Origin of the sequence: Amycolatopsis camponoti, assembly GCF_902497555.1 — a bacterium.
Taxonomy (GTDB): Bacteria; Actinomycetota; Actinomycetes; order Mycobacteriales; family Pseudonocardiaceae; genus Amycolatopsis; species Amycolatopsis camponoti.
The window spans coordinates 2,934,260-2,957,819 of record NZ_CABVGP010000002.1; the positions used below are offsets into that span (position 1 = coordinate 2,934,260).

The following is a 23,560-nucleotide window of genomic DNA, read 5'->3' on the forward strand; positions in this document are numbered from 1 at the left end:
ATGCGCAGAATTCCTCTCCTCGTGCTGGGGGTGGCCGCGGTGGCGGCCGCCGCGCTGCTGATCGCCCCGGGCGACGACGACTACCCGGCGAACGTGGTGCTGCCGTCGGCGACCGGCCTGATCGCCGGCAGCAAGGTCCTCGTGAACGGGTTCGACGCCGGGCAGGTCGACGACGTGTCCATCAAGGACGGACGGGCGCAGGTCACCATGCGGCTGACCAAGGACTTCGCGCCGCTGCACTCCGGTGCCTCGGCGGGCATCGTGTGGAAGGCCGTGCTCGGTGAGCGGCAGCTCGACGTCCGGGACGGCCCGAAGGCGAACCCGGTCATCCCGCCGGGCGGCACGCTCGACGGCAAGGTGTCCGACCCGGTCGAGATGGACAAGGTGCTGGCCGCGCTCGACCCCGCCACTCGCGCCCACCTCAGTTCGCTGGTCCAGGGCCTCGACCGCACCGTCGGGGGCAACGAGACCGACCTCCGCCAGACCGTCCAGAAGGCGGGCCCGACAGTGGAAGCGCTCGGCGGGGTGCTGCGCGCCGTCGGCTCGGACGGACCGGCGATCAAGGCGCTGGCCGGCCAGCTCAACGGCATGGTCACCACGTTGGTGAACCGTGATCAGCAGGTGCGCGCCATCGTTTCCGGGCTGTCCGGCGCCACCGCGGCCGCCGCGCAGCAGCGGGAACAGCTGCGCGCGGCGCTGCGGAAGCTGCCCGGCACCCTGGGGACCGCGGACCGGACGCTGGCCGACGTGCCCGGCACGGTCGACAAAGCGGTGCCGTTGCTGGAGGATCTCCGCCCGGCGACCGACCGCCTGCCCGCCGTGGCCCGGACCCTGCGCCCGGTGCTCGCGGACCTCCGCCCGACCGTGGCGCAGCTGCGGCCCACGCTGGGTTCGCTCGGCACGCTGCTGCAGTTCACCCCGGGCCTGCTCGAGAGCGCCCACGGTGCCCTGCCCGGCACGGACTCGGCGGTGAATTCGCTGACGCCCGCGCTGAGCTTCCTGCGGCCCTACACGCCCGAAGTGGTCGGGTGGTTGTCGAACTGGGGCTCCTCGGCCGCCAACTACGACAGCAACGGCCACTACATGCGCGTCAACATCCCGGCCGGCCTCTCGAGTTTCGACAACAACCCGGGGGTCATGCCGCCCGGGATGGCCAGCGACCCGTTCCCGGCCCCCGGCGCGATCGCCGGGCAGCCGTGGACCGACGCGTTCGGGAGCGGAGTCCGATGAGGACACGGCGGAAGATCCAGGCCGTGCTGGCCACGACCGCGGTGGCGGCGGCCGTGGCGGGCGCCGCGGTCACGAACACCGGCTCCGGCGAGCAGCCGGACAAGCTGACCATCGCCGCGGAGTTCGCCGACGCGAGCCCGCTGGTCGTCGGCAACGACGTGAAGGTCAAGGGCGTCACCGTCGGCGAGGTGGCCGGCATGAGCGTCCACGACGCCAAGGCGATCGTCACCCTCGAAGTCGACGGCATGGCCCTGCCGCTGCACCAGGACGCCCGGGCCACCGTGCGCCCGGTCAGCCTGCTGGGGGAGCGCTACGTCGACCTCGATCGCGGCAGCCCTTCGGCGCCGCTGCTGAACGACGGTGACGTGCTGCCGATCAAGCAGACCGGGCAGGCGACCGACCTCGACCAGGTGCTGAACACCATCGACGACCCGACCGGGCAGTCGCTCGCCGCGCTGGTCACGATGCTGGGCCAGGGCATGCAGGGCAACGGCGCCAACGCGCAGGCTTCGATCAAGGCGCTCGCGTCGTCGATGCAGGACACCGACGGGCTGGTGAAGCTGCTGGGGCAGCAGAACCAGCTGCTCACCGACCTCGTCGACCACGTGGAGCCGGTCGCGGGCGCACTGGCCGCCGACAACGGCAAGACCCTGGGCGACCTGGTCGAGTCGTCGCGTCAGGTCCTCGGTGTCACGGCCGAGAACCAGGAGGGCCTCGACGCCTCGCTCGCCGAACTGCCGGGCACGCTGGCCGCCGCGCGCGACACCCTCTCCGAGCTGACCGGCACGGCCAAGGCCACCACGCCCGTGCTCGAAGGAATGCGGCCGACGACCGACAACCTCTCCGCCGTCAGCGACGAACTGCGCAAGTTCAGCGAGTCGGCGGATCCGGCGCTGACGAGCGCGAAGCCCGTCCTGGAGCGCGCCGAGAAGCTGATGGACGCGGCGCGCCCGGTCGTGGAGGAGCTCCGCAAGGCCGGCCCGGGCTTGCGTGGCACGGTCGCCGGGGCGAACCCACTCACCGCGCAGCTGACCGGCAACATCGAAAACGTCCTGAACTTCTTCCGGTTCTGGGCGATGTCGACCAACGGCTGGGACGGCCTTTCGCACTACTTCCGCGGCCAGGCGATCATCCACCCCGAGGAGATCACCGGGCTGCTGCCGTCCCTGACCGGAACCCCGCCGCCGCCGACGATTCCGGGCAAGCAGGCCACTCCGTCGCCGATTCCCGGGCTCCCCGGAGCGCTCGGCTCGGGCCTGCTCGACACGAAGTCCCTCGTCGCGCCGGACGGCGGCGTGACCGGGCTCAACGAGCGCCAGGAGAGCGGCGTTCTCCAGTTCCTGCTCGGAGGTTCCTGATGGCCAAGCGCCGGTCGCGCAAGTTCCGCTCGGTGTCCACGGGCGTCGTGGTGCTGGTGGTGTTCGCGCTCGCGCTGCAGCTCGCGCTCACCGCGGACAAGGGGTTGCCGGGGGCGACCTACACGCTCGTCGACGCCGACGTCTCGGACGTGGGCGCGCTCCGCCCCGGTGACGACGTGCGTGTCGCCAGCGTCCGCGTCGGCCGCGTCAAGGACATCCGGCTGGTCGCCGGGGCCCCGAGGGTGACGCTGCAGCTCGACGGCACGCGGGAGGTCTACCGAGACGCGTCGGCCGAGGCCAAGACCGTCACGGTGGCGTCGCGGTCGGCGCTGGGACAGAAGTACATCGCGCTGACCCCGGGCAAGCCCGAGGCGGGGAAGCTCGGTCCGGCGGAGGTGATCCCGGCCAAGCGGACGGCGGGCTCGCAGGAGCTGAGTGACCTGCTGGACGTGCTCGACGCGCCGACGCGGACCGCGCTCGGCTCGACCGTCCGGGAAGTGGGCGGCGGCGCCGGTGGGCACGCGCAGGACCTGCAGGACGCGCTCAAGGCCGCGCCGCAGATGCTGCCCGACCTCGCGACCGTGTCGAACGCCCTGTCCGCAAACGATGGCGCCGACCTGACCGCGCTGCTGACCACGGCCGACCGCCTGTCGACCCGGTTCGCGGGGCGCCAGGAACAGCTGTCGGAACTGCTCGGCCGGCTGGACACGACGATGCGAGCCGTCGCGGTGGACGACGGGAAGCCGCTCGACGACGTCGTGCAGCGGGCACCCGGCACGCTGCAGGCCGCGCGAGCCGGTCTCCAGTCGCTGCAGGCCCCGCTCAAGGACCTGCACGCCGGAATGGCCCAGCTCGTGCCCGGGGCGCGTGCGCTCGGCCAGGCGACCCCCGATCTCCGGGGTGTGCTGCGGGAAGCGGTACCGCCGTTGGGGAAGGTGCCGGACGTCGGGAAACAGGCCGAGCCCGCGTTGACCGACTTGACCAAGACCGTCGACGACGCGCGGCCGCTGGCTCCCCGGCTGACGCAGACCTTCGGCAGCGCCGACCAGTTCCTGCGGGTGCTGGCGCCGTACGCCCCGGAAGTCAGCGGGTGGTTCACGAACTGGGCCGCCGCGCTCTCGCACGGCGACGCCAACGGCCACTTCCTGCGGCTGTACCTGCTGTTCAGCGAGGAGTCCGTGCTCGGACAGGGCGGTCTGCGGGACCCGCTGGTCGCCCGCAACCCCTATCCCGCACCGGGTCAGGCGGCCCACGACGCCCGGAAGATCCCAGGAGGCAACCGGTGAAGGCGCTTCGTTCCCGCACCCGGCACCGGCAGCCGGTGTCGGCGTTCAAGCTCGGCATCGTCGTGCTGGTGGTGACCTTGCTGGCCGGTTACGCGTTGCTCGAGAAGGACCGGGTCGCGACGGCGTTGCGGCCGGGCGACATCGTCCGCGTCCAGTTCGCCCAGGACTACCACCTGCAGCCGTTCGTCTCCCAGGTCAAGATCGCCGGGGTCCCGGTGGGCGTGGTGTCCTCGGTGGACCGCTCCGGTGACGGGTCGGCACTGGTCGAGCTGAAGGTGGACGACGGCGTCACGGGCAAGCTCGGTGCCGCACCGAGCGCCGCCCTGCGCCCGACCACCATCCTCGGCGGCAAGTACTACGTGGAGCTCGTCCCGGGCGGCGGCCGGACCCCGTTCGCCGGCACCATCCCGGTCGAGCGGACCAAGACCCCGGTGGAGCTGCAGCAGCTCGCGGACGCCCTGCAGCCGGACGCGGTGAAGGGCATCCGCTCCTCGACGCAGAATCTCGACGACACCCTCCGCGCCGGGGGGAAGTCCGCGATCGAGGACCTGCTCGCCGACGCGCCGGACACGCTCGACGCGACGACGCCGGTCCTGCAGGGCCTGCAGGGTACGGACCCGCGCACCGACCTGCCGAACCTGGTCCACGGGTTCGAGTCGACGGCGCGCGTGCTGACCGAGCAGCCGGGACAGCTCGACTCGATCGTGCAGAACCTGCAACGGGTCACCTCGACGCTCGACCACCGCCGCACCGACATCGCCACCGCGATCGCGGACCTGCCCCGGACCCTGGACAACGCGGACGACGGGCTGACCCACCTCGGCGTCACGCTCGGCAAGCTGCGGGACACCGCGGACCCCGCGCGTCCGGTGGCGCGTGAACTGGACGCGTTCCTGGCGCACGCCGATCCGGTGCTCGCCAGGACCCGGCCGCTGCTGACCGACGTGCGTGGCCTCCTCACCGACGCGCAGCCGCTGGTCGAGCAGCTCGTCCCCACCGCCCAGGGCACGACGAAGGTCTTCGACGACGTCCGCGGGCCGGTGCTGGACCGCGTCAACGGCCCGATCATGAACATGGTGCTCTCGCCCTTCAAGGGCACCGGGATCTACGCCGGCGGCGGCTCGGACCAGCCGTTCTACAAAGAGGTCGGCTACATGTTCGCGACCATGGACCGCGCGTCCTCGCTCACCGACCCGAACGGCGTGGCCGTGGGTCTCCAGCCGGGCCTCGGCGGCGGCAGCATCGCCGGCACCCCGATCAACTTCGAGCAGCTGATGAACACGCTCGCCCACCTGCAGGGCGCCACCCCGGAGAACAGGAGCGGCCGATGAACGCGCACCCGGGCCGGGTCCGGCGGACCTGGCAGCGGATCTCCACCGAACCGCGGCTCAAGCGCAACGTCCTCGCCGTGGCCGCGCTCGTGACCGCGGGACTGGTGGCCGGTGGCTACATCCTGACGATGCAGCAGGTCCGCGTGCCCTGGGACGGCAAGACGCACTTCTCGGTCACCTTCGAGTCCGCGCCGGCGATCAACCCGTCGAGCCGGCAGGAGGTCCGGATCGCGGGCGTGTCCGTCGGCGACATCCGCGCGGCGAGCGTCGACGACCGCGGGCACGCGCGGCTCGAGCTGGCGATCGACCAGGGGCACCAGGTCTACGACAACGCCCGGGTCCTGCTGCGCCCGAAGAGCCCGCTGAACGAGATGTACGTCGAGCTGAACCCCGGTGGCCCACCGGGAAAGCCGCTGCCCGAGGACGGGGTGCTGCCCGTCGCCAACTCGGTGCGGCCGGTGCAGGTCGACGAAGCGCTCGGGCACCTGGACGCCAACACCCGCGAAGCGCTGACCACGCTGCTGTCCGAATCGGACGTCGCGCTGGCCGGAGCGCCGGGCAATCTGCCCAAGGGGCTCGAGGCGACCGATCAGGTGGTGCGGGACCTGCGTCCCGTCGCGACCGCGTTGCAGACCCGCAAGGAGACACTGCAGAAGCTCGTCACCGCGTTGGGGCAGATCGCGTCGGCGACCGGCGACGACGACCAGCGACTGAGCGCGCTGGCCGACTCCTTGCAGAAGACCTTGGCGACGGTGGGGCAGCGCAACGGCGACTTCGACGCCGCTCTCGCGCAGCTGCCGGACTTCACCCACCAGCTCGAGCAGGCCACCGGCAGCATCGGCGCGCTGAGCGCCCAGCTGGACCCGGTCCTGGACAAGCTGCGCGAGGCGAGCGGGACCCTGCCCGGCTCGCTGGAGAAGTTCACCGGCACGGTCGACAAGCTCGGGGAGACCGTCGACACCGCCCGGCCGGTGGTCGACAAGGCCGTTCCCGTGGTGCGCGACCTGCGTCCGTTCGTCGGCGACCTCAACGCCTCGCTCGGCGACCTGCACGACGTGACCGGACGGCTGGGCCCGATCACCACCGCGGTGCTGCCGTACCTGAACGACCTGGCCGCGTTCGTCACGAACTCGCGGTCGATCACGAGCCTGCGCGACGGAACCGGTAGCGCGTACCGCGCCATCGCCCAGCTCTCGCCGGAAAGCGTCACGGGCCTGCTTCCGCTGCTGCCCGCCCTGCAAGCCGCCGCCGCGCGATAGGGGACTGTCCAATGAGGATTCCCAGTAGGCTGGTCCCGCACATCCGGACCCTGGTGCTGGCCGTGTTCATCGCCGCCTGCGCCGGCCTGTTCGGCTACCTGTGGCTGAACTCCGGCGGCCGGCTGCCCGGCATCTCCCAGGCGGGCTACACCGCCGACGTGCAGTTCCGCACCGCGTCGAACCTGGTCTACGACTCGGACATCACCATCGCCGGGGTCAAGGTCGGCAAGGTCGAGGCGCTGCGCACCGAAGGCGACCTCGCGCACGTCACGATGCGGCTCGACCGGAACGCGCCGTTGCACGAGGGAGCGACCGTCCAGGTCCGCAACAAGACCCTGATCGAGGAGACCTACCTCGAGATCACCGACGGCCACGGCCCGGCGCTGCCCAGCGGCACCGTGCTGCCGCCGTCCGCGGGCAAGGAGGCCGTCGAACTCGACGACGTGCTCACCAGCCTCGACCGGCCGACGAAGGAGTCGCTGGGCACGCTGGTCCGCTCGCTCGGCGCCGGGACGAAGGACACCAAGCAGGGAGTTTCCCAGGCCCTGCAGGGACTCGGCGACCTCGGCCGGGAGGGGCACGGGGCGTTGGCGGCGCTGTCTGCCCAGTCCGGGGATCTGCAGCAGCTGACCGGCAACACCGCGAAACTGCTCGCGGCGCTCGACACCCGGCAGGGGCAGATCGCCGACCTGGTGACCGACGCCGACCAGCTCACCCAGGCGACCGCGGGCAGCGACACCGAGCTGCGGGAGGTCCTGCGGCGGCTGCCCGGCCTGATGGACACCGCCAAGAGCGCCAGCGGCGGGCTGAGCCGCCTTTCGCCCGCGCTGGGCCCGGTCGCGGGCGGGCTGAACGCGGCCGCGCCCGACCTCGATGCCGCGTTGCAGGAGCTACCCGCCACGTCGGCCGACCTGCGTGGCTTGCTGCCGTCGTTGAACGGCGTGCTCGACGCGGCGCCCGGCACGCTGCAGCGGGTGCCCGCGGTGGCGGCGGACGCGTCGAAGTTCCTGCCGACGCTGAACGTGGCCTTGGGCGACGTGAACCCGATGCTGTCCTATCTGGTCCCGTACGGCCGCGACGTCGCCGCGTTCTTCACCAACATCGGGCAGGTGACGGCGCGCGGTGACGCCAACGGCAACGCGATCCGGCTGTTCATGGTCTTCAACGAGCAGAGCGTGAAGGGCTTGCCCCTCAACATCGACGTCGGTCCGCTCAAGAAGAACAACCCCTATCCGGCGCCGGGGCAGTCGGCGAACCCGGGGCCGTTCAGCGGGTCCTACCCGCGGGTCGTCCAGGACCCGCCGAAGTGAGGGGCTTCAAGCGGCCGTCCCCGAAGGTCCTGGCGATGACGGCGGTCCTCGTCGTCCTCGCCGGGTTCGTCGGCACCGGCATCGCCAAGACGCGCATCGAGACCGGCGTCAGCTCGTTCCTGCCGGGCGACGATCCCGCGGTGACCCGGTTCGACGAGCTGAGCCGGTCGTTCGGCGGCGACCCCGTCGTCGTGCTGCTCGAGTCGGCGCGACCCGGGTCGCTGCTCGACCAGCCGCACCTGCCGTCGCTGGTCGAGCTGGAAGGCGTGCTGGCGAAGCTGCCCGACGTCGCCGCCGTCTACGGGCCGGGGACCGTCCTGAACCAGGCCGCCGGCCGGGCCCAGGACCTGATGGCCGAGCTGTCCGGCCGCCGCGACCGCCTGCGCACGCAGGCCCAGGCCGAGGCCAAGCAGCGCGGTGCGTCCGACCGGGCGGCCGGCCAGGCCGCCGACGCCGCCGTGGCCGCGTTCGACCAGCGGTACGGCAAGCTGCTCGTCCAAGCCCTGCCGGCGGGCCTGCCGACGCTGAAGAACCAGGCGTTCGTCACCTCGGTCGTCTTCGGTGCGGACGGAAGTCCGCGGCCGCAGTGGCACTTCGTCGTGCCGTCGGTGAACGCGGTCGCGATCCTGGTCCGGCCGCGGCAGAACCTCGACCAGTCCGCCACCGAACGGCTCGTCCGGGGCGTGCGGGACGCGGTCGGCGCGGCCGCCGTCGACGGGGCGAAAGTGACGGTGTCCGGCGTCCCCGCGATCGCCGGCGCCCTCGCCGACGAGGTTCGCGCGGAGCTTCCCCTGCTCGGCGGCGCGGCCTTGGTCGCGGTGGCGCTGTGCTTCCTGCTGGTGCCGTGGCACCGCCGCCGGCACCGGCTGCTGCCGCTGGCCGGTTCGCTGGTGGCCACCGCGGTGACGGTCGGCCTGTTCGGCTGGCTCGGCCGGCCGCTGTCGCTCGGGGTGGTGGCCTTCCTGCCGGTGCTGCTCGGCGTCGGCAGCGACTTCCCGACCTACCTGGCGCGCCGGGCGGACCGGCGGGTGGTGTTCGCGGTCGCCGCCGCCACCGCGGCCGCGTTCGGTGCCTTGGCCTTCGCGCCGTTGCCGTTCGTGCGCGACCTCGGGATCGCGCTCGGGATCGGGGTGCTGGTCGCCTTCGCCGTCGGCCTGCTGTTCCGGCCGGCCGTGGTCGAGCCGGTACCCGTGAAGGTCCACAGTGGACCCACGGCGAGCCTGCCGGTGCGGCTGGGCGTCGGACTCGCGGTGGCCGCGCTGGCGGCCGGCGGCTGGGCGATGCTGCCGGGGCTTCCCCTGCAGAGCGACATCGAGAGCTTCGTGCACGGCCTGCCCGCGTTCGACGACGCGCAGCACGTCGAGCAGGTCATCGGCTCCTCCGGCGAGGTCGACGTCGTCCTGCACGGCCCGGACGTCACCTCGCCGCAGGGGCTGGCCTGGCTGCGTCAAGCCCAGGACGTGACCATCGCCAGGCACGGCGACCGGCTCCGTCCCGTCGTATCGCTGCCGACGCTGCTGAACTTCCTCGGGCCCACGCCGACGAAGGACGAGATCACCGCGGCCGTGCGCCTGTTGCCGCCCTACCTGACCGGGTCGGTGCTGCGGGCCGACGGGCAGGAGTCCGTGCTCTCGTTCGGGGTGCGGCTCGGCGACGTCCAGAGCCTGGCTGCCCTGCGCGACGACCTGCTGAACCAGCTCCCGCCGGCGCCGCCGGGCTACCGCGCCGAGCTGACCGGCCTGCCGATCGTCGCGGCCCGCGGGTACGAGCTGGTCTCCGGCAACCGGTTCTGGACCAACGGCGTCGGCATCGCCGTGGCCGGGCTCGTCCTCGCCGTCGTGCTCGCCCGGCGGAAGGACGCTGGGCGCGCGGTCGCTACCGCCCTGGTGGCGACCGGGACCGGCCTGCTCGCCATCCGGCTGGCCGGGATCTCGCTGACGCCGATCACCATGGCACTCGGGTCCCTCATCGCCGCCGTCGGCTGCGAGTTCGCGGTGCTGCTGGCGGAAGCCGAACGCCGTCGCGATCACGCCTTGCGCAGATCCGTGCTCCTGGTCGGCGCGGTCTCGACCGTCGGCTACCTCGCGCTGGCCCTTTCGCGGCTCGACGCCATCCGGCAGTTCGGCCTGCTGCTCGCCGCGGCCGTCGTCCTGTCGATGGCCGCCGCCCGGCTCGTCGTCCGGCTCGCGCCGGGCCGCCCCGCCTCCGCTCCGGAACCCAGCCCGGCGCCCGAAGCACTCGTAGGAGTCACCTCATGAAGATCACCGCACTGGCCGGCAAGGTCCGGCTGCCCCGAAGCCGCCGTGGGCGGATCGTCACGTTGCTCGTCCTCGTCGCACTGCTCGGCGGGACCGGGCTGGCGTGGTGGTCGGCGCGGGCCGACGACCTGCCCGGCGACGCCGTCTTCGCCTACGGCGGCCAGACCGAGACCGTCACCCAGCTGCAAGAGCGGATCCAGACGTTGAAGGCGCTGTACGGCGTGCAGCCACCGGATGCGCAGGACACCGCCAAGTCCGACGCGTTCCGCCGGGACACCGCGAAGGCGGTCGCCGTCGGGATGGTGCTCGACCACGCGGCGCGCGACCGCGGCATCGTCGTCGCCGACAAGGCGGCCCGTGACGTGCTGACGCGGTTCATCTCCCAGCAGATCGGCGAAGGGCCGGACGCCCGGAGCAAGTTCGTCCAGGCGCTCGGCACCACCGGCACGTCCGAGGACGCGGTGCTGGACGAGATCAAGCGCCAGCTCGCGGTCTCGCAGCTGTTCGACGCGGTCACCAAGGGAAGCTCGGTGGGCGACGGCGAGGTGACGGACGCGTTCGCGCAGCGGAAGGCGCAGCTGGACACGCCGGAACGCCGGCAGCTCACCAACATCGTGGTCAAGACCAAGGAGGACGCCGACCGGGTGCGCACCGACCTCGACGCCGGAACGCCGTTCGAAACCCTGGTGGCCCAGCGGAGTCTGGACGGCGCGACGCGCGACAAGGGCGGCGACCTCGGCCAGGTGACCGCGGCCCAGCTCGAGGACGGTTACGCCAAGGCGGCCTTCGCGGCCCCCGTCGGCGGGCTGTTCGGTCCGGTGCAGACCGCGCACGGCTGGAACGTGGGCCGGGTCCGCCAGGTCCTGCCCCCGCAGCCGGCGGTCTTCGACCAGGTGAAGGACCAGCTCAAGCAGCAGCTGACCCTGGAGAAGGCGCTCGCGACCTGGCGCGAGTGGCTCGGGACGCAGCTCACCGGCGCGAACGTCCGGTACGCCGACGCCTACCGCCCGGCCGACCCGGCCGCGCCGCCGCAGCAGGCGCCGGAGTGGTCGCCGGCGCCGGGCCAGGTGCCCGGGCAGCCCCGGCCATCGCGATGATCGCGGACGTGGCGGCGCTCGCGGTGGCGGGCGCCGCCCTGCTGGCGATCGGCCGGTGGGGCGGCCGCGCGGCGGCCGGGCGGGTCAGCCCGGCCCTGCCGGAACCCGAGCGCTCGCGGCGCATCGGGAAACTGCGGGGGAGCGGACACGCGCTCCAGGTCGTGGGTGTGGTGTTCGTGCTGGCCGCGGTGTGGAGCCTCTGGTGAGGTCGGGAATGCCGCGGCTCGGTCGGGTCCGCAGAAGCAGCGAGTTCTGGTGGGGGCTGGGCGGGTTCGGGGATGCCGCGGCTCGCTTGGGTCCGGCAAGGACAGCGAGTTCTGGTGACGGTCAGGCGGACTCCGGCACGCCGCGGCCCTGCTGAGTCCCGCAAGGACAGCGAGTACCGGTGACGGTCAGGCGGACTCCGGGATCCCCCGCCCCTGCTGAGTCCGGAGGAACAGTGAGACCGCCTCGGCGCGGTTCGCGGCCCCGAGCTTGCGCAGGATCTGCTTGACGTGGGACTTGGCCGTATCCTCGGAAATCGTCAGCCGGGCGGCGATCGCGGCGTTGGTGCGGCCGTCGCCCATGAGGCGCAGTACCTCCAGCTGCCGCGGCGTCAGTGCCGACTCCACAAAGGACCGGACCGGCACCGGTCCCGGCGGCGGAACCACGGGATCGCCGATGACCGGGGTCGCCGGGTGGCTGTCGCTCAGGATCCGGTCCATCGCGTCGGCGATGGTCATCGTGAACCGGCCGACTTCGGTGCGCAGCGAGTGCAGGCGTTCGACCAGCAGGGTCCGCCGGAACGCGATGCCGAGCCCCTGAGCGAAGGTGCCCAGCACTTCGCGGTCGAACTCGTCGACCTGACGCTCCTGGACGTGCCGGTCCGCGTGCACCAGCCCGAGCACGCCGTCGTCGCCGGCCACGGGCGCGACCACATAGGACTCCAGCCGGGCGGCCTCGACCAGGCAGGCGAGCCCCCGTGCTTCGCGCTGTGCGTCCGTGACGAGCAACGCGCGCCGCCGGCGCACGGCTTCGGTCTCGACGACGGTGCGGTCCAGGACCGGGGACTCCGCCCGGCCGATCCGCAGGATCTCCGCGGCCCAGCCGGGGTCGCCCAGCACGACGCAGGACCGGGGCACCCACACCGACTCCCGGATCTCCGAGAACAGCGCGCGGTCGAAGCCGAGCCGGCACACCGCCTCCGGCACGCACTCGGCGAGCCGGGCCACCGAGCGCGCGTCCTGCAGCCGGGTCAGTGCCTCCTGGACCTGGGCGTGCACGCGCACCCGGAGGTCGAGCTGGGCCTGGCGCAGCCGTTCGCGGACGTCGGAGACCTCGATGAACAGATCGAGGACGGCGCCGGCGTGGCCGGCCGTGGCGAGTTCGCCGACGAGCTCGGCCAGCGCCGCTTCCGCGGCCGGGAACTCGTCGGGCACCTCCGGGTCCGGCTCACCGCCGAGCAGGGACCGCGCCCGGGTGGTGACCGCCCGGACCTCGCGCAGGACGGCCTTGGGAACACGGTGCCCACGGCTGTTGCGGGGCGGAGTCAGCGTTGACTTCATGGTTTCCTCTCAAGCCGGGCGGGAACGCGGGGCGCCGGACCCGCTCGCCGAAGCGGGTCCGGCGCCGCGCCCGAAGGATCAGGCGTCGGCGGAAACGGCGGTGGTGACGGCGAAACCCGCCACCCACTCCGGCACCGGCTCGTAGAACCGGTAGTTCATCACGTACTTCCCGCGGGCCGCCATCGCGGCGTACGCGGCGATCCAGGTCCGCACCTCGTGCGAGGAATGCCCGGCCTGCTCGGCGAACCACTCGGTGCTCCAGCCGTCGACGAGCCGGAGCTCGCCCGCCGAAACCACGTCGAGGAATTGCTGGTCCCACTCCGGGTTGATCGGCTGCATCGACGAGGTGCCCGCGGCCAGGTCGAGGCCGGACGCGATCACGCGAGCCTGCCGCCGGGCGCGCTCTTCGGGCGTCGGGTTGCGCCCGTCGATCAGCCGCGCGGCGACCTCCTCGGTCGCGTTTTCCAGCTGGGGTACCGGCGGGTCGTGCGAGAGCCCGCCGGAGCCGAGGAACAGCACGCGCTGCTCGTCGAGGTGCGCGCTCGCGTGGCCGATCGCCGTGCCGAGCTGCCGGACGCGGCCGACGGGACAGAGCGGCGCGGCGACCGAGTTGATGAAGACCGGGATGACGGGAACCCGGTCGAGGCCGCCGAACAGCAGCTGCAGCGGCTGGGCGAACCCGTGGTCGACGTACATCCGTTCGGAGACCGCGACATCGATCCCGGCCGCCAGCACGTCCTTGGCGAGCGTCCGCGCGGACTTGGCCACCGACAGCTCGCCGGCGGGGGTGTCGTAGTCCCCGAGCGCGGTGGCGCGCGTCCCGATGCAGAACGGCGGCATCATGTCGTAGAAGAAACCGTTGTAGTGGTCGGGTGCGAAGAGCACCACGAGGTCGGGGTCGAATGCGGCGATGAAACCCCGCGCGTGTTCGAAAACCTTCTCGACCCGCTCCTCGACGGCTTTCGCCGGATGGTTGAAGCCGATCAGGGGCGAATGGGACAGGGCGCACACGGCAACGGGCATCGACCCACCGTCCTTTTCTTCGTGGTAGTTCTACCGGCTAGAAACATGCTAGAATCTTAGCATACCAGTCCTCGGTTTCAATGACGCGACGGAAAGGGACCTGGCATGGGAGCGCCGATCGGGAATCGCAGCGAAGGCAGTCATCGAGCAGTGCGAAAGAGGAAACGTCACCGGGTCGCCAAGACCGCCTGCACCGCGGTCGCGCTCACGAGTGCGGTCGTGGTCGGCGGCGGGGTGCTGCTGGTCGAGCCCGTGGCCGACGGGCGGCCCTTTCCCGCCGCCGCGTCGACCAGGCCGCCGGCGCCGGTGAAACCGGTCTGGCCGCCCCTGCCGGAGGCCGGGCTCCCGGCGACGCTGCCCGGCGTGCCGGTGCTGCCGCCGCTCGCGGCCCCGGTGGACCACCGGCACGGCGCCGCCACCGGATCCGGTGCGGGCACCGGAATTCCGGCCACGGTGCTCGACGCCTACCGCCGGGCCGAGGCCTCGCTCGGTGAGGCGGACCCGGGGTGTCACCTGAGCTGGCCGCTGCTCGCGGGCATCGGCAAGATCGAGTCGAACCACGCCCGCCACGGCGACGTGGACGCGCGGGGCACGATGGTCCGGCCGGTCTACGGTCCCGCCCTGGACGGTTCGCCGGGCTTCGCCAGGATGGTCGACGCGCAGAGCGGGCAATGGGCGCGTGCCGCCGGCCCGATGCAGTTCATCCCGTCGACCTGGCAGAAATGGGGCACGGACGGATCCGGTGACGGTCAGGTGGACGTGCAGAACGTCTACGATTCCGCGGAGTCGGCGGGCCGGTATCTCTGCGCCGCCGATCGCGATCTGAACACCGGTGCCGGATTGCGAAGTGCCATTCTCAGTTACAACAACTCCGAGGATTACCTGAACAAGGTCACGGCGTGGATGCGAGCCTATTCCGCGGGTTCGTTCGCCGTGCCGGACGCCCCCGGGTATTCCGGCGAAGATCCGACGTACGACGAAAGCGTGGCGCACGCTCCGGTCCGGCCGGCGGTGCTGCCGCGTCCCCCGGCCACGGGTGGTGCACCGGTCGCGCCCGCACCGGCCAAGCCGGCTCCCGCCGTGCCGGTCCACCAGCCTTCGCCGCCGACCACGGCACCGGCACCGGTCGCCGGGTTGCCGGTGAGCGTGCCCGCCCCGCTGGACGGCGTCGTCGCGACCGCCGGGCAGGTGGTGGGCGGGCTGCTCGGCTCGCTCGGCGCGCACTGAATCCCGGTGACGACTGATGGCGCCGCCCCGGCTGGTGGGGGCGGCGCCATCAGTTCCCGCGGGCCCGGGCGTGCCACACACAGACACGGTGCCGGGCGGGTCTCAGGAGTCCTGGCCACGCACTTCGCCGACGAGCGTGCGCCAGCGCCGGCCGTTCTCGCGCGCGCCTTCGGCGTAGGGGCCGGGAACGACGTGGTACGGCGGGCGGGCGGGGCCGGCGGTGACGTAGCCGGCCTCGTCGAAGCGGAGCTTCTCGAGGGTGATGTTGTACTTGGAGAACTCGGGGAAGTTCGTCCGGGCGAGGAACGGTTCGTACGTCCACTCGATGCGGCGGGTGAGGTGCCGCGCCGTGCCGACGTCCCCGCGCCGGATCGCGTCGCGCAGGGCGAGCACGGGCTCCGGGCCGCACAGGGCACTGCTGCTCCAGCAGCCGAGCGCCGTCTCCGGGTGCAGCGTGTGCGCCGCGAGCCAGTCGCTTTCCAACGGCAGCAACCGGAGCCGGCCGCCGACCGCCGCCATGTCCGCGGCGAACTTCGGCGTGATGGCGATGTACTTCGCGCCGATGATCTGGGGGACCTCGGCCAGCGCGGCGTAGGCGGCCGTCGGGATCGGGCCCTTGAACGCCTCGGGGTTGTCGTAGAGGACGATCGCCATGTCCGGGAACAGGCCGGCGACGCCGCGGTAGAACGCGAGCAGCGTGTCGGCGCCGAGTTCGCTCCACATCGGACGGCCGAGGATGACGCCGCGCACGCCGAGATCGCGCAGGAACCGGATCCGGTCGACCGTGTCCCGCGTGTTGGGGGCGGTGGCCCCGACGAACAGCGGGAGGTCCGGGGCGGTGTCCGCGACCGCGTCGGCGACGCACGCGGTGAAGGCCTGCCATTCGGCCAGCGTCAGGGTCGCCATCTCGCCGAGCGTGCCGTTGGTGATGAGGCCGTCCACGCCGTCGGCGACGAGCGCGCGGATCATGCGGTCGGTTTCGCCGAGGTCCACGGTGTCGCGCGCGGTGAGCGCGGACGCGCCGGGCAGCGCCGGGGTGGGCGTGACGGCGATGACGCCGCGCAGGTCGTCGACACCGAACTTCTGCACCACGGGTCTCCTCGCGTTCACAGGGAAAGGCGGTCCGCCCGGCGGGGCAGGTGGGGGGCTGCGCTGCCCGCCGGGCGGACCGGATTTCGGGGGACTTCAGGAAGCGTGGCCGAACGACTCCGGCGGCTGCAGGCCCCACGGGCTGAACGCCTTCGGGAAGTCGTCCCACACCACCGGGTCGTTGCGACGCACCCGCGGCATCTCGGCCGACAGCTCGTAGCGGTTGCCCGCGGCCCAGAAGTAGGTGTAGACGTTGCCGCCCACGCCGTGCCGGCCCGGCCCGACCTCGATCGGCACGCCGTGCCGGCCGAGCTCGTCGGCGGCCAGCTTGAGGTGGTCGAACGACTCCATCCCGAGGGCGTAGTGGTGCAGCGACTTCCCGGCCTCCGGCGTGGAGATGATCGCGATGTCGTGGTGCAGCGTGCTGGCCCGGCACCAGGCCGCGCCGATCACCCCGGGGGCCGGGGCGAAGATGTCGGACACCTGGAAGTCCAGCAGCTCGACCAGGAAGTCGACCAGCGGCTTGGGGTCCTGCGCCTGCACGGTGATGTGGTCGAAGTCCAGTGCGCGGATCCCGCCGCGGTGCGGGGCCTTGGCCGGGTGGACGTACTGCGGCCCGGTCGAGAGCACCGCGAGTTCCATCGCGTGTCCCGACGGCGCCTGGAACCGCAGGGCTTGGACCACACCGGGGTGTTCGTCGGTGCGGGTCTCGGTAGCGACACCGGCCTCGGCCAGGCGCTTCGCGTAGCGGTCGAGGTCGGCGACGTCGTCGACCCGCAGGGCGAACCGCCGGACGCCGGTCCCGCCGGCGGTCAGCACGAGGTCGCAGCCGCCGTCGATGCCGACGGAGAGCCGCACGGCGCCGTCGGCGCGGCCGAGCTCCCGCATGCCCAGTACGTCGGTGTGGAAGCCGATCGCCTCGTCGAGATCGGCCACGGCGAGTTCGGCGTGGGCCACCTGAGAAATACCCATCGGTGGGTCAGCTCCTGTCCATCTTGTCGTAGGGGATGTTCCCGGCGCTTTCCCGCCGGTTGATGCCGAGGGCGTCGAGCTGTCGCGAGTTCTCGACGAGGATCATGCGGACGCGTCCGGTGCCGTCGTTGTAGTGCCGGTGCCACACCCACGGCGGGGTGTAGACGAAGTCCCCGGCCGACCACCGCAGCGTCTCCGGCCCGATTTCGGAGTAGCCACTGCCCTCGAGCACGCAGTGCACGGACTCGTGCAGGTGGCGCTGGAGGTCCGTCGCCGTCCCGGCCGGGATCTCCTGCAGGTAGAACTCCATCGCCTTCGCCGGCACGTCCGCGAGGACGCCGACCCGGCTGGGGTTGCCGGTCACGTCCTCCTCGAGCCACCGGGCACTCGCCGAGCGGGTGACCAGGTGCTCGGGCATCGACCGCTCGGGGTCGTAGTCCTTCATTTCGTGGAGCTTGTGCATCCACTGGTCGAAATTCGTCACGGTTCTCCCGTCAGGTCGAGGTCATCCCGCCGTCGACGACGTGGGTCTGCCCGGTCTGGAACCCGGCGAACTCCGAGCAGAGGTGGTTCACCAGGTCGGCGATCTCCTCGGGACGTCCCCACCGGCCGACGGGCAGCTCGGTCGCGAGCTGCCGCCGCTCCAGTTCTTCGGTCGGCACGCCCGCGGCGGCCGCGCGCGCCGCGGCGAGCGAACGCCGCCGCGGCGTGTCGATGTGCGCGGGGGCGATGACGTGCGAGGTGACGCCGTGCGGCGCCACCTCGGCGGCCAGCGACCGCGCCAGTGCCGCCACGCCGGCCCGCATCACGTTGGACAGGTGCAGCAGGGGCAACGGCTTGACCACGCCGACCGAGGTGACGTAGATCAGCCGCCCCCACCCGCTCGCCGACATCTCCGGTAATACCGCGTTGGTCAGCGAGATCGCGCTGTCCAGCACGAGCCGGTAGGCCGAATCCCAGTCCCGCGCCGAGAGCTCGGTCGCCTTCGCCGCGCGGGTGCCGCCGGTGTTGGACACCAGGATGTCGATGCCGCCGAGCGTTTCGCGCGCGGCGCGGGCCGCCGCGGCCGCGGCACCGGGCTGGGTGAAGTCCGCGACCGCCCAGCCCGCCGCACCGATCTTGCGGGCGACCTCACCGGTGTGTGGTCCGGTTCCGGTGATGAACACCTCGGCCCCGTCCGCGCGCAGCGACGTCGCGATCGCCGTGCCGAGCCCGCTCGACCCGGCGGTCACCAGTGCCCGCCGCCCGTGCACCGTCATGCCGCCGCACCCTCCCCGGTACCGCCGGGCAGGAGACCGGAGTCCTTGATCGAGGTGGCCAGCAGCCCGTCGATCAGGCCCAGCGGCTCGGTCCAGTCGTACTGGTTGAACTGGGTGTTGATCCGGAGGAACAGGGGATCGCCCGCGTAGAACCGCTCGTAGAGCTCGTGCCGGCCACCGAAGGCGGACACCGCGAGATCGGCGGCGACCTTGTAGATCGCGATGCGGTCCAGGCTGTTCGTGTCGGGACCGCGGTAGAACCGGGCGATGTCCTCGGCGATCGGCGAATCGAACGCGCTCACGTCGGCCGGCTGGTAGAGCAGGCCGCCGGCGAGGATCTGCTGCAGGATCTCGCGGACGCGCGGGTACCAGCGGTTCGCGGAGTTGCGCACCGCGTACAGCGGCCGGACGTCGGGGAACAGGATGCCGTCGTCGTTGGGTCGCGCGCCGGCTTCGGCGGCGAGGACGGCGGCCCTGGTCAGCTCGATGTAGGTGGTGATCTCCCCGAGCGCGTCGCGGACCTGGGGGAACTGGTCGGTCTTGACGGTCTCGGTCGCCCGCTTGGCGATGCCCGCGACGAACTGGAGCTTGGCCAGCAGCCGGACCGAGGTCTGGACGCCGGTGAAGGCGTTGGAGTTGATCGCCCAGATGTTGTTGACCCGCTCGAAGTCCTGGTTGATGAAGACCCGTTCCCAGGGCACGAGCACGTCGTCGAACACGACCACGGCGTCCATCTCGTCGAACCGGCTGGAGAGCGGGTGGTCGAAACCGTTCCCGCCGCCGAACGGTTCGCGGCAGATCAGCCGGACCCCCGGGGCGTCGGCCGGGATGGCGAACGCGATGGCGTACGGCTTCTCCTCGGCCCCGTACTTCCGGAGCGAGAACGGCCAGACGAGGATCTCGTCGGAGTAGGGCGCGGCCGTGGCGAGCATCTTCGCGCCGCTCACGATGATGCCGTCCGGGGTTTCGCGCTTGACCCCGAGGTAGGTGAAGGGATCGGGCTGCTGCGACGGCGGCTTCGACCGGTCGACCGGAGGGTCCGCCAAGGCGTGGGACAGGAAGAGGTCGTTGTCCCGCACGTACTTGTAGTACGCGCGCACCCGGTCGGCTCCTTCGCCGAAGAACTCGGCGTTGGCGTTCCACGCCACCAGCATCGCGCTGACGAAGTCCGTGCTGCGCCCCATCATGCCGAGGGTGGAGTCCGCCCACTGCTTGTGCATGACGCTGCGGAGCTCGAGGTCTTCGGCCGTGCGGGGCATCAGGAACTGCACGCCTGCCTTGCCGGCGCCGTCTTCGGGCGAGAAGAGCATGCTGTCGCTTTTGGACTGCAGGTCGTAGAGGCGGGCGATCTCGGCCGCGGCGCCGGACGTCGCCTTGTGCCCGGCCACGTCGGTGATCTTCTCGGCCCCGACCCACAGCTCGGGGCTGTGGGTGCGCAGCCGGTCGAGGTACGCGGCGCCGTTTCGTGCGGTCATCACTTTCCTTTCAAGAACCTGATGTGGGTCTCGTTGAACTGGTCGGGCTTCTCCCACTGAGGCCAGTGGCCCGCGCCCTCGATGACTTCGAGGCGGCTTCCGGGGATCAGTTCCTCCAGCAGCGCGGCTTCTTCGACCGAAGCCGTCGGGTCGTGGTCGGTCCACAGCAGCAGGGTCGGCGCGACGATGCGGCCGCACCACTGCGACGACCAGACGTACGGCCGGCGGTGTTCCCAGTCCTGCACCGCGAGGATGTTGCGCATCGCGGTTTCGAACCCCGGCTGCGTGTAGATCCCCAGCCGCAGGTCGACGAGTTCGTCGGTGACGAGGCTCTTGTCGTGGAAGAGCCATTCGACCCGGGTGCGCACGCTCTGCCGGCTCGCCTCGCGGACCGCCTTCATGCTCGATTCCTTAAGCCCGGCCATCACTTCCGGCTTGTTCGTGATGTTGCCCGGGGTGTTGAGCACCAGCCGCTCGACCCGGCCGGGGTGGTGCGCCGCGGTCCACGCCGCCACCCAGCCACCGAGCGATTCACCGGAGAGGTGGGCCTTTTCGATGCCCAGCGCGTCCAGGACCGCGATCAGGTGGTCGCTGAGGTAATCGATCGTGTAAGGCCGGTCGGGCTTGGCCGAGTGCCCGTGCCCCGCCATGTCGTAGAGGACGATCCGGAATTCTTTCGCCAGGTCGCGGAGGTTGCGGGAATACGCCTCCAGGTGCCCGCCCGTGCCGTGCACCATGACCAGCGCCGGGCCGGTACCCGCTTCCACCACCCGGGTGGCGACGCCGGCCGCGTCCACGGTCCGCTGGCGCAGCTCGACGCCCGCCCAATCGCCCCAGATGCTTACGTGCTGCTCCACAGCGTTCCTTTCCTGTCGCGACGTTCCGCCATGGTGGCATACTAGAATCTCAGAGGCAACCCGCGTTGGCGTGAAGGTGCGATCGGGCGAGGGTGAAAAAGAAAAAACGGGTGTCATGGCCGCAGCCGTGACACCCGTTCGGGTAGGGGTGGCTACACCTCGACGAACTTCCAGAATCGCGAAACGTGCTCCTCCATGAGCTTGCCGGCGCGTTCCGCGTCCCGCTGCTCGATCGCTTCCGCGATCTCGGTGTGCTCGCTCTGCGCCTGCGTCAGGTCCGTGCTCAGCCGGTTCTTCTGGAGGTAGAAGTCGTTGAGGTCCCAGGTGTCCATCGCCAGGTCGGCCAGGCGCTGGTTGCCGCTCGCGGCCAGTACGGCGGAGTGGAAGTCGCGGTTGGCTCCGGCGAACGCGGGTGCGTCGTTCCGCTTGGCCGGGCCGGTGCCGCGCACCAGCATGTCGTCGATCTCGGCCAGCTGGGCGTCGGTGGCGGTGAGCGCGGCGAGCCGGGCTCCCGCTCCCTCGAGGATGCCCGCCACCGCGAAGTGGTCGCGCACCTTGCGTTCGTCCGGGATCGCCACCTGGCATCCGACCTGCGGAATGACCGAGATGAACCCGGCGGCGGCCAGGCGCATCACCGCGTCCATCACCGGCCTGCGGCTCACGCCGAACTCCGTCGCGAGGTCGTAGGTGCTGAGGATTTCGCCGAACTGGTGCCGGCCCTCGAGCAGCTGGGTGAGGAGTGCTTGGTAGATCTGGTCCGTTTTGGTGACTGACGCGATCATGGGCATGGACTATCCGGCCCTTCGGTGCGGGAAGGTCGGTGCTGGCGTACTGTCGATCACGCCGAGATTCTAGCGTGTCAGTGGCACGCAGGGTGCGTTTACGCGGTAACCCGGGTGCGCGTGGCGCGCTCTTTGGGCCAGGTGGAGCAAGGCCGGCACCGCCTGGTGGCCGTGCCGAAGCCGGAGCGGACTTCCGCTCCGGCTTCGGGCGGGCCGGGCTGCCGACCACGGCGTCGGTCAGTCCACCGACCAGTCGGTGTCGTCGATCTGGCCGAACATCTTCATAGCGGCTTCGAGGCCGGGCAGGTTGGCCAGCGCCACCGACATGGAACCGCGGAACTTGACCTTCCGGGTGACCATCGCCTTGGCGGCGGGCAGTTCGCCTTCGCCGAGGCGCTGCCAGGTCTCCACCTTGGCGGTCAGCAGGAAGTCCGGCTTCACGCCTTCGGCCGGGGCTCCGGCGCGCACGACCTCGCCGGAGTCGACCTCGATCTGGCCCGCGCGGCTCTCGTCCTCCGCGAGCCGGTATTCGACGACCATGCTCAGCTTCTTGAGGCCCTCGCGCGTCGCCTCCGTGGTGTTCCAGAGCTCGGCGTAGGACTTCATCCACTCCGGCGACAGGACGGGTGTTCCCATGGTGCGCTCTCCTTCGGTTCGCCTCCGCGGCGGACGACTGGGGGTTTGACAACGAGGCCAAAGATACTAGTATCTTAGAAACTCAGTCAAGCTCTTACCGCGGTCCTGAACCATTGCGGGCCCGCGCTTTCGGGAGGAGACAAAGATGTCCGACGCCAAGGCGGTCACATGTTGAGGGACGAACTCCGGCAGATCCTCGAGAAGGGTTTGCGCGATGTGGAGGCCGACTGGACGGTTCCGGCCGCGATCATCAACGACCCCGAGATGCACGATGCCGAACGCGAGCGCGTATTCGGCAAGTCCTGGGTTTTCCTCGCCCACGAAAGCGAAATCCCGGAGCGCGGCGACTACGTCGTCCGCTACATCTCGGAAGATCAATTCATCGTCTGCCGCGACGAGGACGGCGAGATCCGCGGTCACCTCAACAGCTGCCGCCACCGCGGTATGCAGGTGTGTCGCGCCGAAATGGGGAACACGTCGCACTTCCGGTGCCCGTACCACGGCTGGACCTACAACAACAAGGGCAGCCTGGTGGGCGTGCCGGCCGGGCGGGAGGCGTACGGCAACAAGCTGGACAAGTCCCTGTGGCAGCTGAAGCCGGTGCCGAAACTGGGCACCTACAAGGGCTTGATCTTCGGCTGCCTCGATCCGGAGGCCCAATCGCTCGACGACTACCTCGGCGACATGAAGTTCTACCTCGACCTCGTGCTGGACCGCAGCGACGCCGGCCTGCAGGTCGTCGGCGCCCCGCAGCGCTGGGTCGTCGACGCCAACTGGAAGCTCGGCGCCGACAACTTCATCGGCGACGCCTACCACACGATGATGACGCACCGGTCCATGGTGGAGCTCGGGCTCGCCCCGCCGGACCCCAAGTTCGCGCTCTACGGCGAGCACGTGCACACCGAGAACGGCCACGGCCTCGGCATCATCGGCCCGCCGCCGGGCATCCCGCTGCCCGAGTTCCTCGGCATGCCGGAGAACATCGTCGAACAGCTGCAGCGCCGGCTTTCGCCGGAGCAGGTCGAGGTGTTCCGGCCGGTGGCGTTCATCCACGGCACCGTGTTCCCGAACCTGTCCATCGGCAACTTCCTGATGTCGAAGGACCACGTCTCCCCGCCGACGTCCTTCCTGACGCTGCGGCTGTGGCACCCGCTCGGCCCGGACAAGATGGAGATCATGTCCTTCTTCCTGGTCGAGAAGGAAGCACCGGACTGGTACAAGGAAGAGAGCTACCAGGCTTACGTGCGCACGTTCGGCATCTCCGGTGCCTTCGAGCAGGACGACGCCGAGAACTGGCGCAGCATCACGCGGGTGCTGGGCGCCCAGTACGCCAAGACGATGGAGCTCAACTACCAGATGGGCCGCGGCGTCTACGAGCCCGACCCCGACTGGCCCGGTCCCGGCAAGGCGTTCCCGATGGACTACGCCGAAGCCAACCAGCGCAACTTCATGGAGTACTGGATGCAGCTGATGGTCACCGACCCGCCGCCGCACACCGGTAACGGCAACGGCAAGGTGCCCGACGCCGCCGCGGCCGAAGCGCTCACGCGGGCGGAGGCGTAGCGAC

General features: G+C 71.3%; 21 protein-coding genes. 11 read left to right on the forward strand and 10 right to left on the reverse strand.

Annotated features, from left to right (window positions below; genetic code table 11):
* From AA23TX_RS34160 to AA23TX_RS34200, 9 genes are read left to right on the forward strand one after another with little or no spacing between them, the layout of a single operon-like run.
* On the forward strand, nucleotides 1-1,230 hold the full coding sequence (locus AA23TX_RS34160) for an MlaD family protein (RefSeq protein WP_230862875.1): 1,230 nt from the start codon (nucleotides 1-3) through the stop codon (nucleotides 1,228-1,230).
* Complete coding sequence (locus tag AA23TX_RS34165) at nucleotides 1,227-2,588, forward strand: MlaD family protein (protein ID WP_230862876.1); 1,362 nt, start codon at nucleotides 1,227-1,229, stop codon at nucleotides 2,586-2,588. The genes AA23TX_RS34160 and AA23TX_RS34165 overlap by 4 nt, the downstream gene beginning before the upstream one ends.
* Nucleotides 2,588-3,874, forward strand: a complete 1,287-nt coding sequence (locus AA23TX_RS34170; protein ID WP_155546823.1) for an MlaD family protein — start codon at nucleotides 2,588-2,590, stop codon at nucleotides 3,872-3,874. Before AA23TX_RS34165 ends, AA23TX_RS34170 begins: the two co-directional genes overlap by 1 nt.
* Nucleotides 3,871-5,205: an MlaD family protein gene (locus AA23TX_RS34175; RefSeq protein ID WP_155546824.1), complete on the forward strand. Its 1,335-nt coding sequence runs from the start codon at nucleotides 3,871-3,873 to the stop codon at nucleotides 5,203-5,205. The genes AA23TX_RS34170 and AA23TX_RS34175 overlap by 4 nt, the downstream gene beginning before the upstream one ends.
* Nucleotides 5,202-6,464, forward strand: coding sequence for an MlaD family protein (locus AA23TX_RS34180; RefSeq protein WP_155546825.1), 1,263 nt, complete (start codon nucleotides 5,202-5,204; stop codon nucleotides 6,462-6,464). The genes AA23TX_RS34175 and AA23TX_RS34180 overlap by 4 nt, the downstream gene beginning before the upstream one ends.
* A gap of 11 nt (nucleotides 6,465-6,475) precedes the next feature.
* A complete protein-coding gene (locus AA23TX_RS34185; protein ID WP_155546826.1) occupies nucleotides 6,476-7,774 on the forward strand; it encodes an MlaD family protein in 1,299 nt (432 codons plus the stop codon).
* The gene (locus AA23TX_RS34190) at nucleotides 7,771-10,032 is read left to right on the forward strand and encodes an MMPL family transporter (RefSeq protein WP_230862877.1); all 2,262 of its coding nucleotides are present in this window, start codon (nucleotides 7,771-7,773) and stop codon (nucleotides 10,030-10,032) included. The genes AA23TX_RS34185 and AA23TX_RS34190 overlap by 4 nt, the downstream gene beginning before the upstream one ends.
* Nucleotides 10,029-11,129, forward strand: a complete 1,101-nt coding sequence (locus tag AA23TX_RS34195) for a peptidylprolyl isomerase (RefSeq protein WP_155546828.1) — start codon at nucleotides 10,029-10,031, stop codon at nucleotides 11,127-11,129. The genes AA23TX_RS34190 and AA23TX_RS34195 overlap by 4 nt, the downstream gene beginning before the upstream one ends.
* Before the next feature lie 8 nt (nucleotides 11,130-11,137).
* Nucleotides 11,138-11,335: a hypothetical protein gene (locus AA23TX_RS34200; RefSeq protein WP_155546829.1), complete on the forward strand. Its 198-nt coding sequence runs from the start codon at nucleotides 11,138-11,140 to the stop codon at nucleotides 11,333-11,335.
* A gap of 186 nt (nucleotides 11,336-11,521) precedes the next feature.
* On the opposite strand, the gene AA23TX_RS34205 is transcribed toward AA23TX_RS34200, so the two are convergent.
* Together AA23TX_RS34205 and AA23TX_RS34210 are read right to left on the reverse strand one after the other, a co-directional pair.
* On the reverse strand, nucleotides 11,522-12,673 hold the full coding sequence (locus tag AA23TX_RS34205) for a LuxR C-terminal-related transcriptional regulator (RefSeq protein WP_230862878.1): 1,152 nt from the start codon (nucleotides 12,671-12,673) through the stop codon (nucleotides 11,522-11,524).
* Between the two features lie 78 nt (nucleotides 12,674-12,751).
* Nucleotides 12,752-13,696: a 3-carboxyethylcatechol 2,3-dioxygenase gene (locus tag AA23TX_RS34210; protein WP_196425659.1), complete on the reverse strand. Its 945-nt coding sequence runs from the start codon at nucleotides 13,694-13,696 to the stop codon at nucleotides 12,752-12,754.
* 150 nt (nucleotides 13,697-13,846) lie between these two features.
* On the opposite strand from AA23TX_RS34210, the gene AA23TX_RS34215 reads away from it, so the two are divergent.
* Complete coding sequence (locus tag AA23TX_RS34215; RefSeq protein WP_230862879.1) at nucleotides 13,847-14,923, forward strand: lytic transglycosylase domain-containing protein; 1,077 nt, start codon at nucleotides 13,847-13,849, stop codon at nucleotides 14,921-14,923.
* Between the two features lie 102 nt (nucleotides 14,924-15,025).
* On the opposite strand, the gene AA23TX_RS34220 is transcribed toward AA23TX_RS34215, so the two are convergent.
* The 8 genes from AA23TX_RS34220 to AA23TX_RS34255 form a co-directional block, all read right to left on the reverse strand.
* Nucleotides 15,026-16,012, reverse strand: coding sequence for a dihydrodipicolinate synthase family protein (locus tag AA23TX_RS34220; RefSeq protein ID WP_230862880.1), 987 nt, complete (start codon nucleotides 16,010-16,012; stop codon nucleotides 15,026-15,028).
* Between the two features lie 96 nt (nucleotides 16,013-16,108).
* Nucleotides 16,109-16,984, reverse strand: coding sequence for a VOC family protein (locus AA23TX_RS34225; protein ID WP_155546832.1), 876 nt, complete (start codon nucleotides 16,982-16,984; stop codon nucleotides 16,109-16,111).
* A 7-nt stretch (nucleotides 16,985-16,991) separates the two neighbouring features.
* Entirely contained in the window at nucleotides 16,992-17,468 is a 477-nt protein-coding gene (locus AA23TX_RS34230) for a cupin domain-containing protein (RefSeq protein ID WP_155546833.1), read from the reverse strand.
* A 10-nt stretch (nucleotides 17,469-17,478) separates the two neighbouring features.
* Nucleotides 17,479-18,243 carry an SDR family oxidoreductase gene (locus AA23TX_RS34235; protein ID WP_155546834.1) on the reverse strand — a complete coding sequence of 255 codons (765 nt, stop codon included), beginning with the start codon at nucleotides 18,241-18,243 and terminating at the stop codon, nucleotides 17,479-17,481.
* Nucleotides 18,240-19,718, reverse strand: coding sequence for a 4-hydroxyphenylacetate 3-hydroxylase family protein (locus AA23TX_RS34240; RefSeq protein WP_155546835.1), 1,479 nt, complete (start codon nucleotides 19,716-19,718; stop codon nucleotides 18,240-18,242). The genes AA23TX_RS34235 and AA23TX_RS34240 overlap by 4 nt, the downstream gene beginning before the upstream one ends.
* Nucleotides 19,718-20,575 carry an alpha/beta fold hydrolase gene (locus tag AA23TX_RS34245; protein WP_155546836.1) on the reverse strand — a complete coding sequence of 286 codons (858 nt, stop codon included), beginning with the start codon at nucleotides 20,573-20,575 and terminating at the stop codon, nucleotides 19,718-19,720. The genes AA23TX_RS34240 and AA23TX_RS34245 overlap by 1 nt, the downstream gene beginning before the upstream one ends.
* A 152-nt stretch (nucleotides 20,576-20,727) precedes the next feature.
* The gene (locus AA23TX_RS34250) at nucleotides 20,728-21,357 is read right to left on the reverse strand and encodes a GntR family transcriptional regulator (protein WP_230862881.1); all 630 of its coding nucleotides are present in this window, start codon (nucleotides 21,355-21,357) and stop codon (nucleotides 20,728-20,730) included.
* Nucleotides 21,358-21,594: 237 nt separating this feature from the next.
* Complete coding sequence (locus tag AA23TX_RS34255) at nucleotides 21,595-21,993, reverse strand: SCP2 sterol-binding domain-containing protein (RefSeq protein WP_155546838.1); 399 nt, start codon at nucleotides 21,991-21,993, stop codon at nucleotides 21,595-21,597.
* 168 nt (nucleotides 21,994-22,161) lie between these two features.
* On the opposite strand from AA23TX_RS34255, the gene AA23TX_RS34260 reads away from it, so the two are divergent.
* Nucleotides 22,162-23,556 (forward strand): aromatic ring-hydroxylating dioxygenase subunit alpha, encoded by a 1,395-nt coding sequence (locus AA23TX_RS34260; protein ID WP_155546839.1) that lies wholly within the window; start codon nucleotides 22,162-22,164, stop codon nucleotides 23,554-23,556.
* The last annotated feature ends 4 nt before the right edge of the window (nucleotides 23,557-23,560 follow it).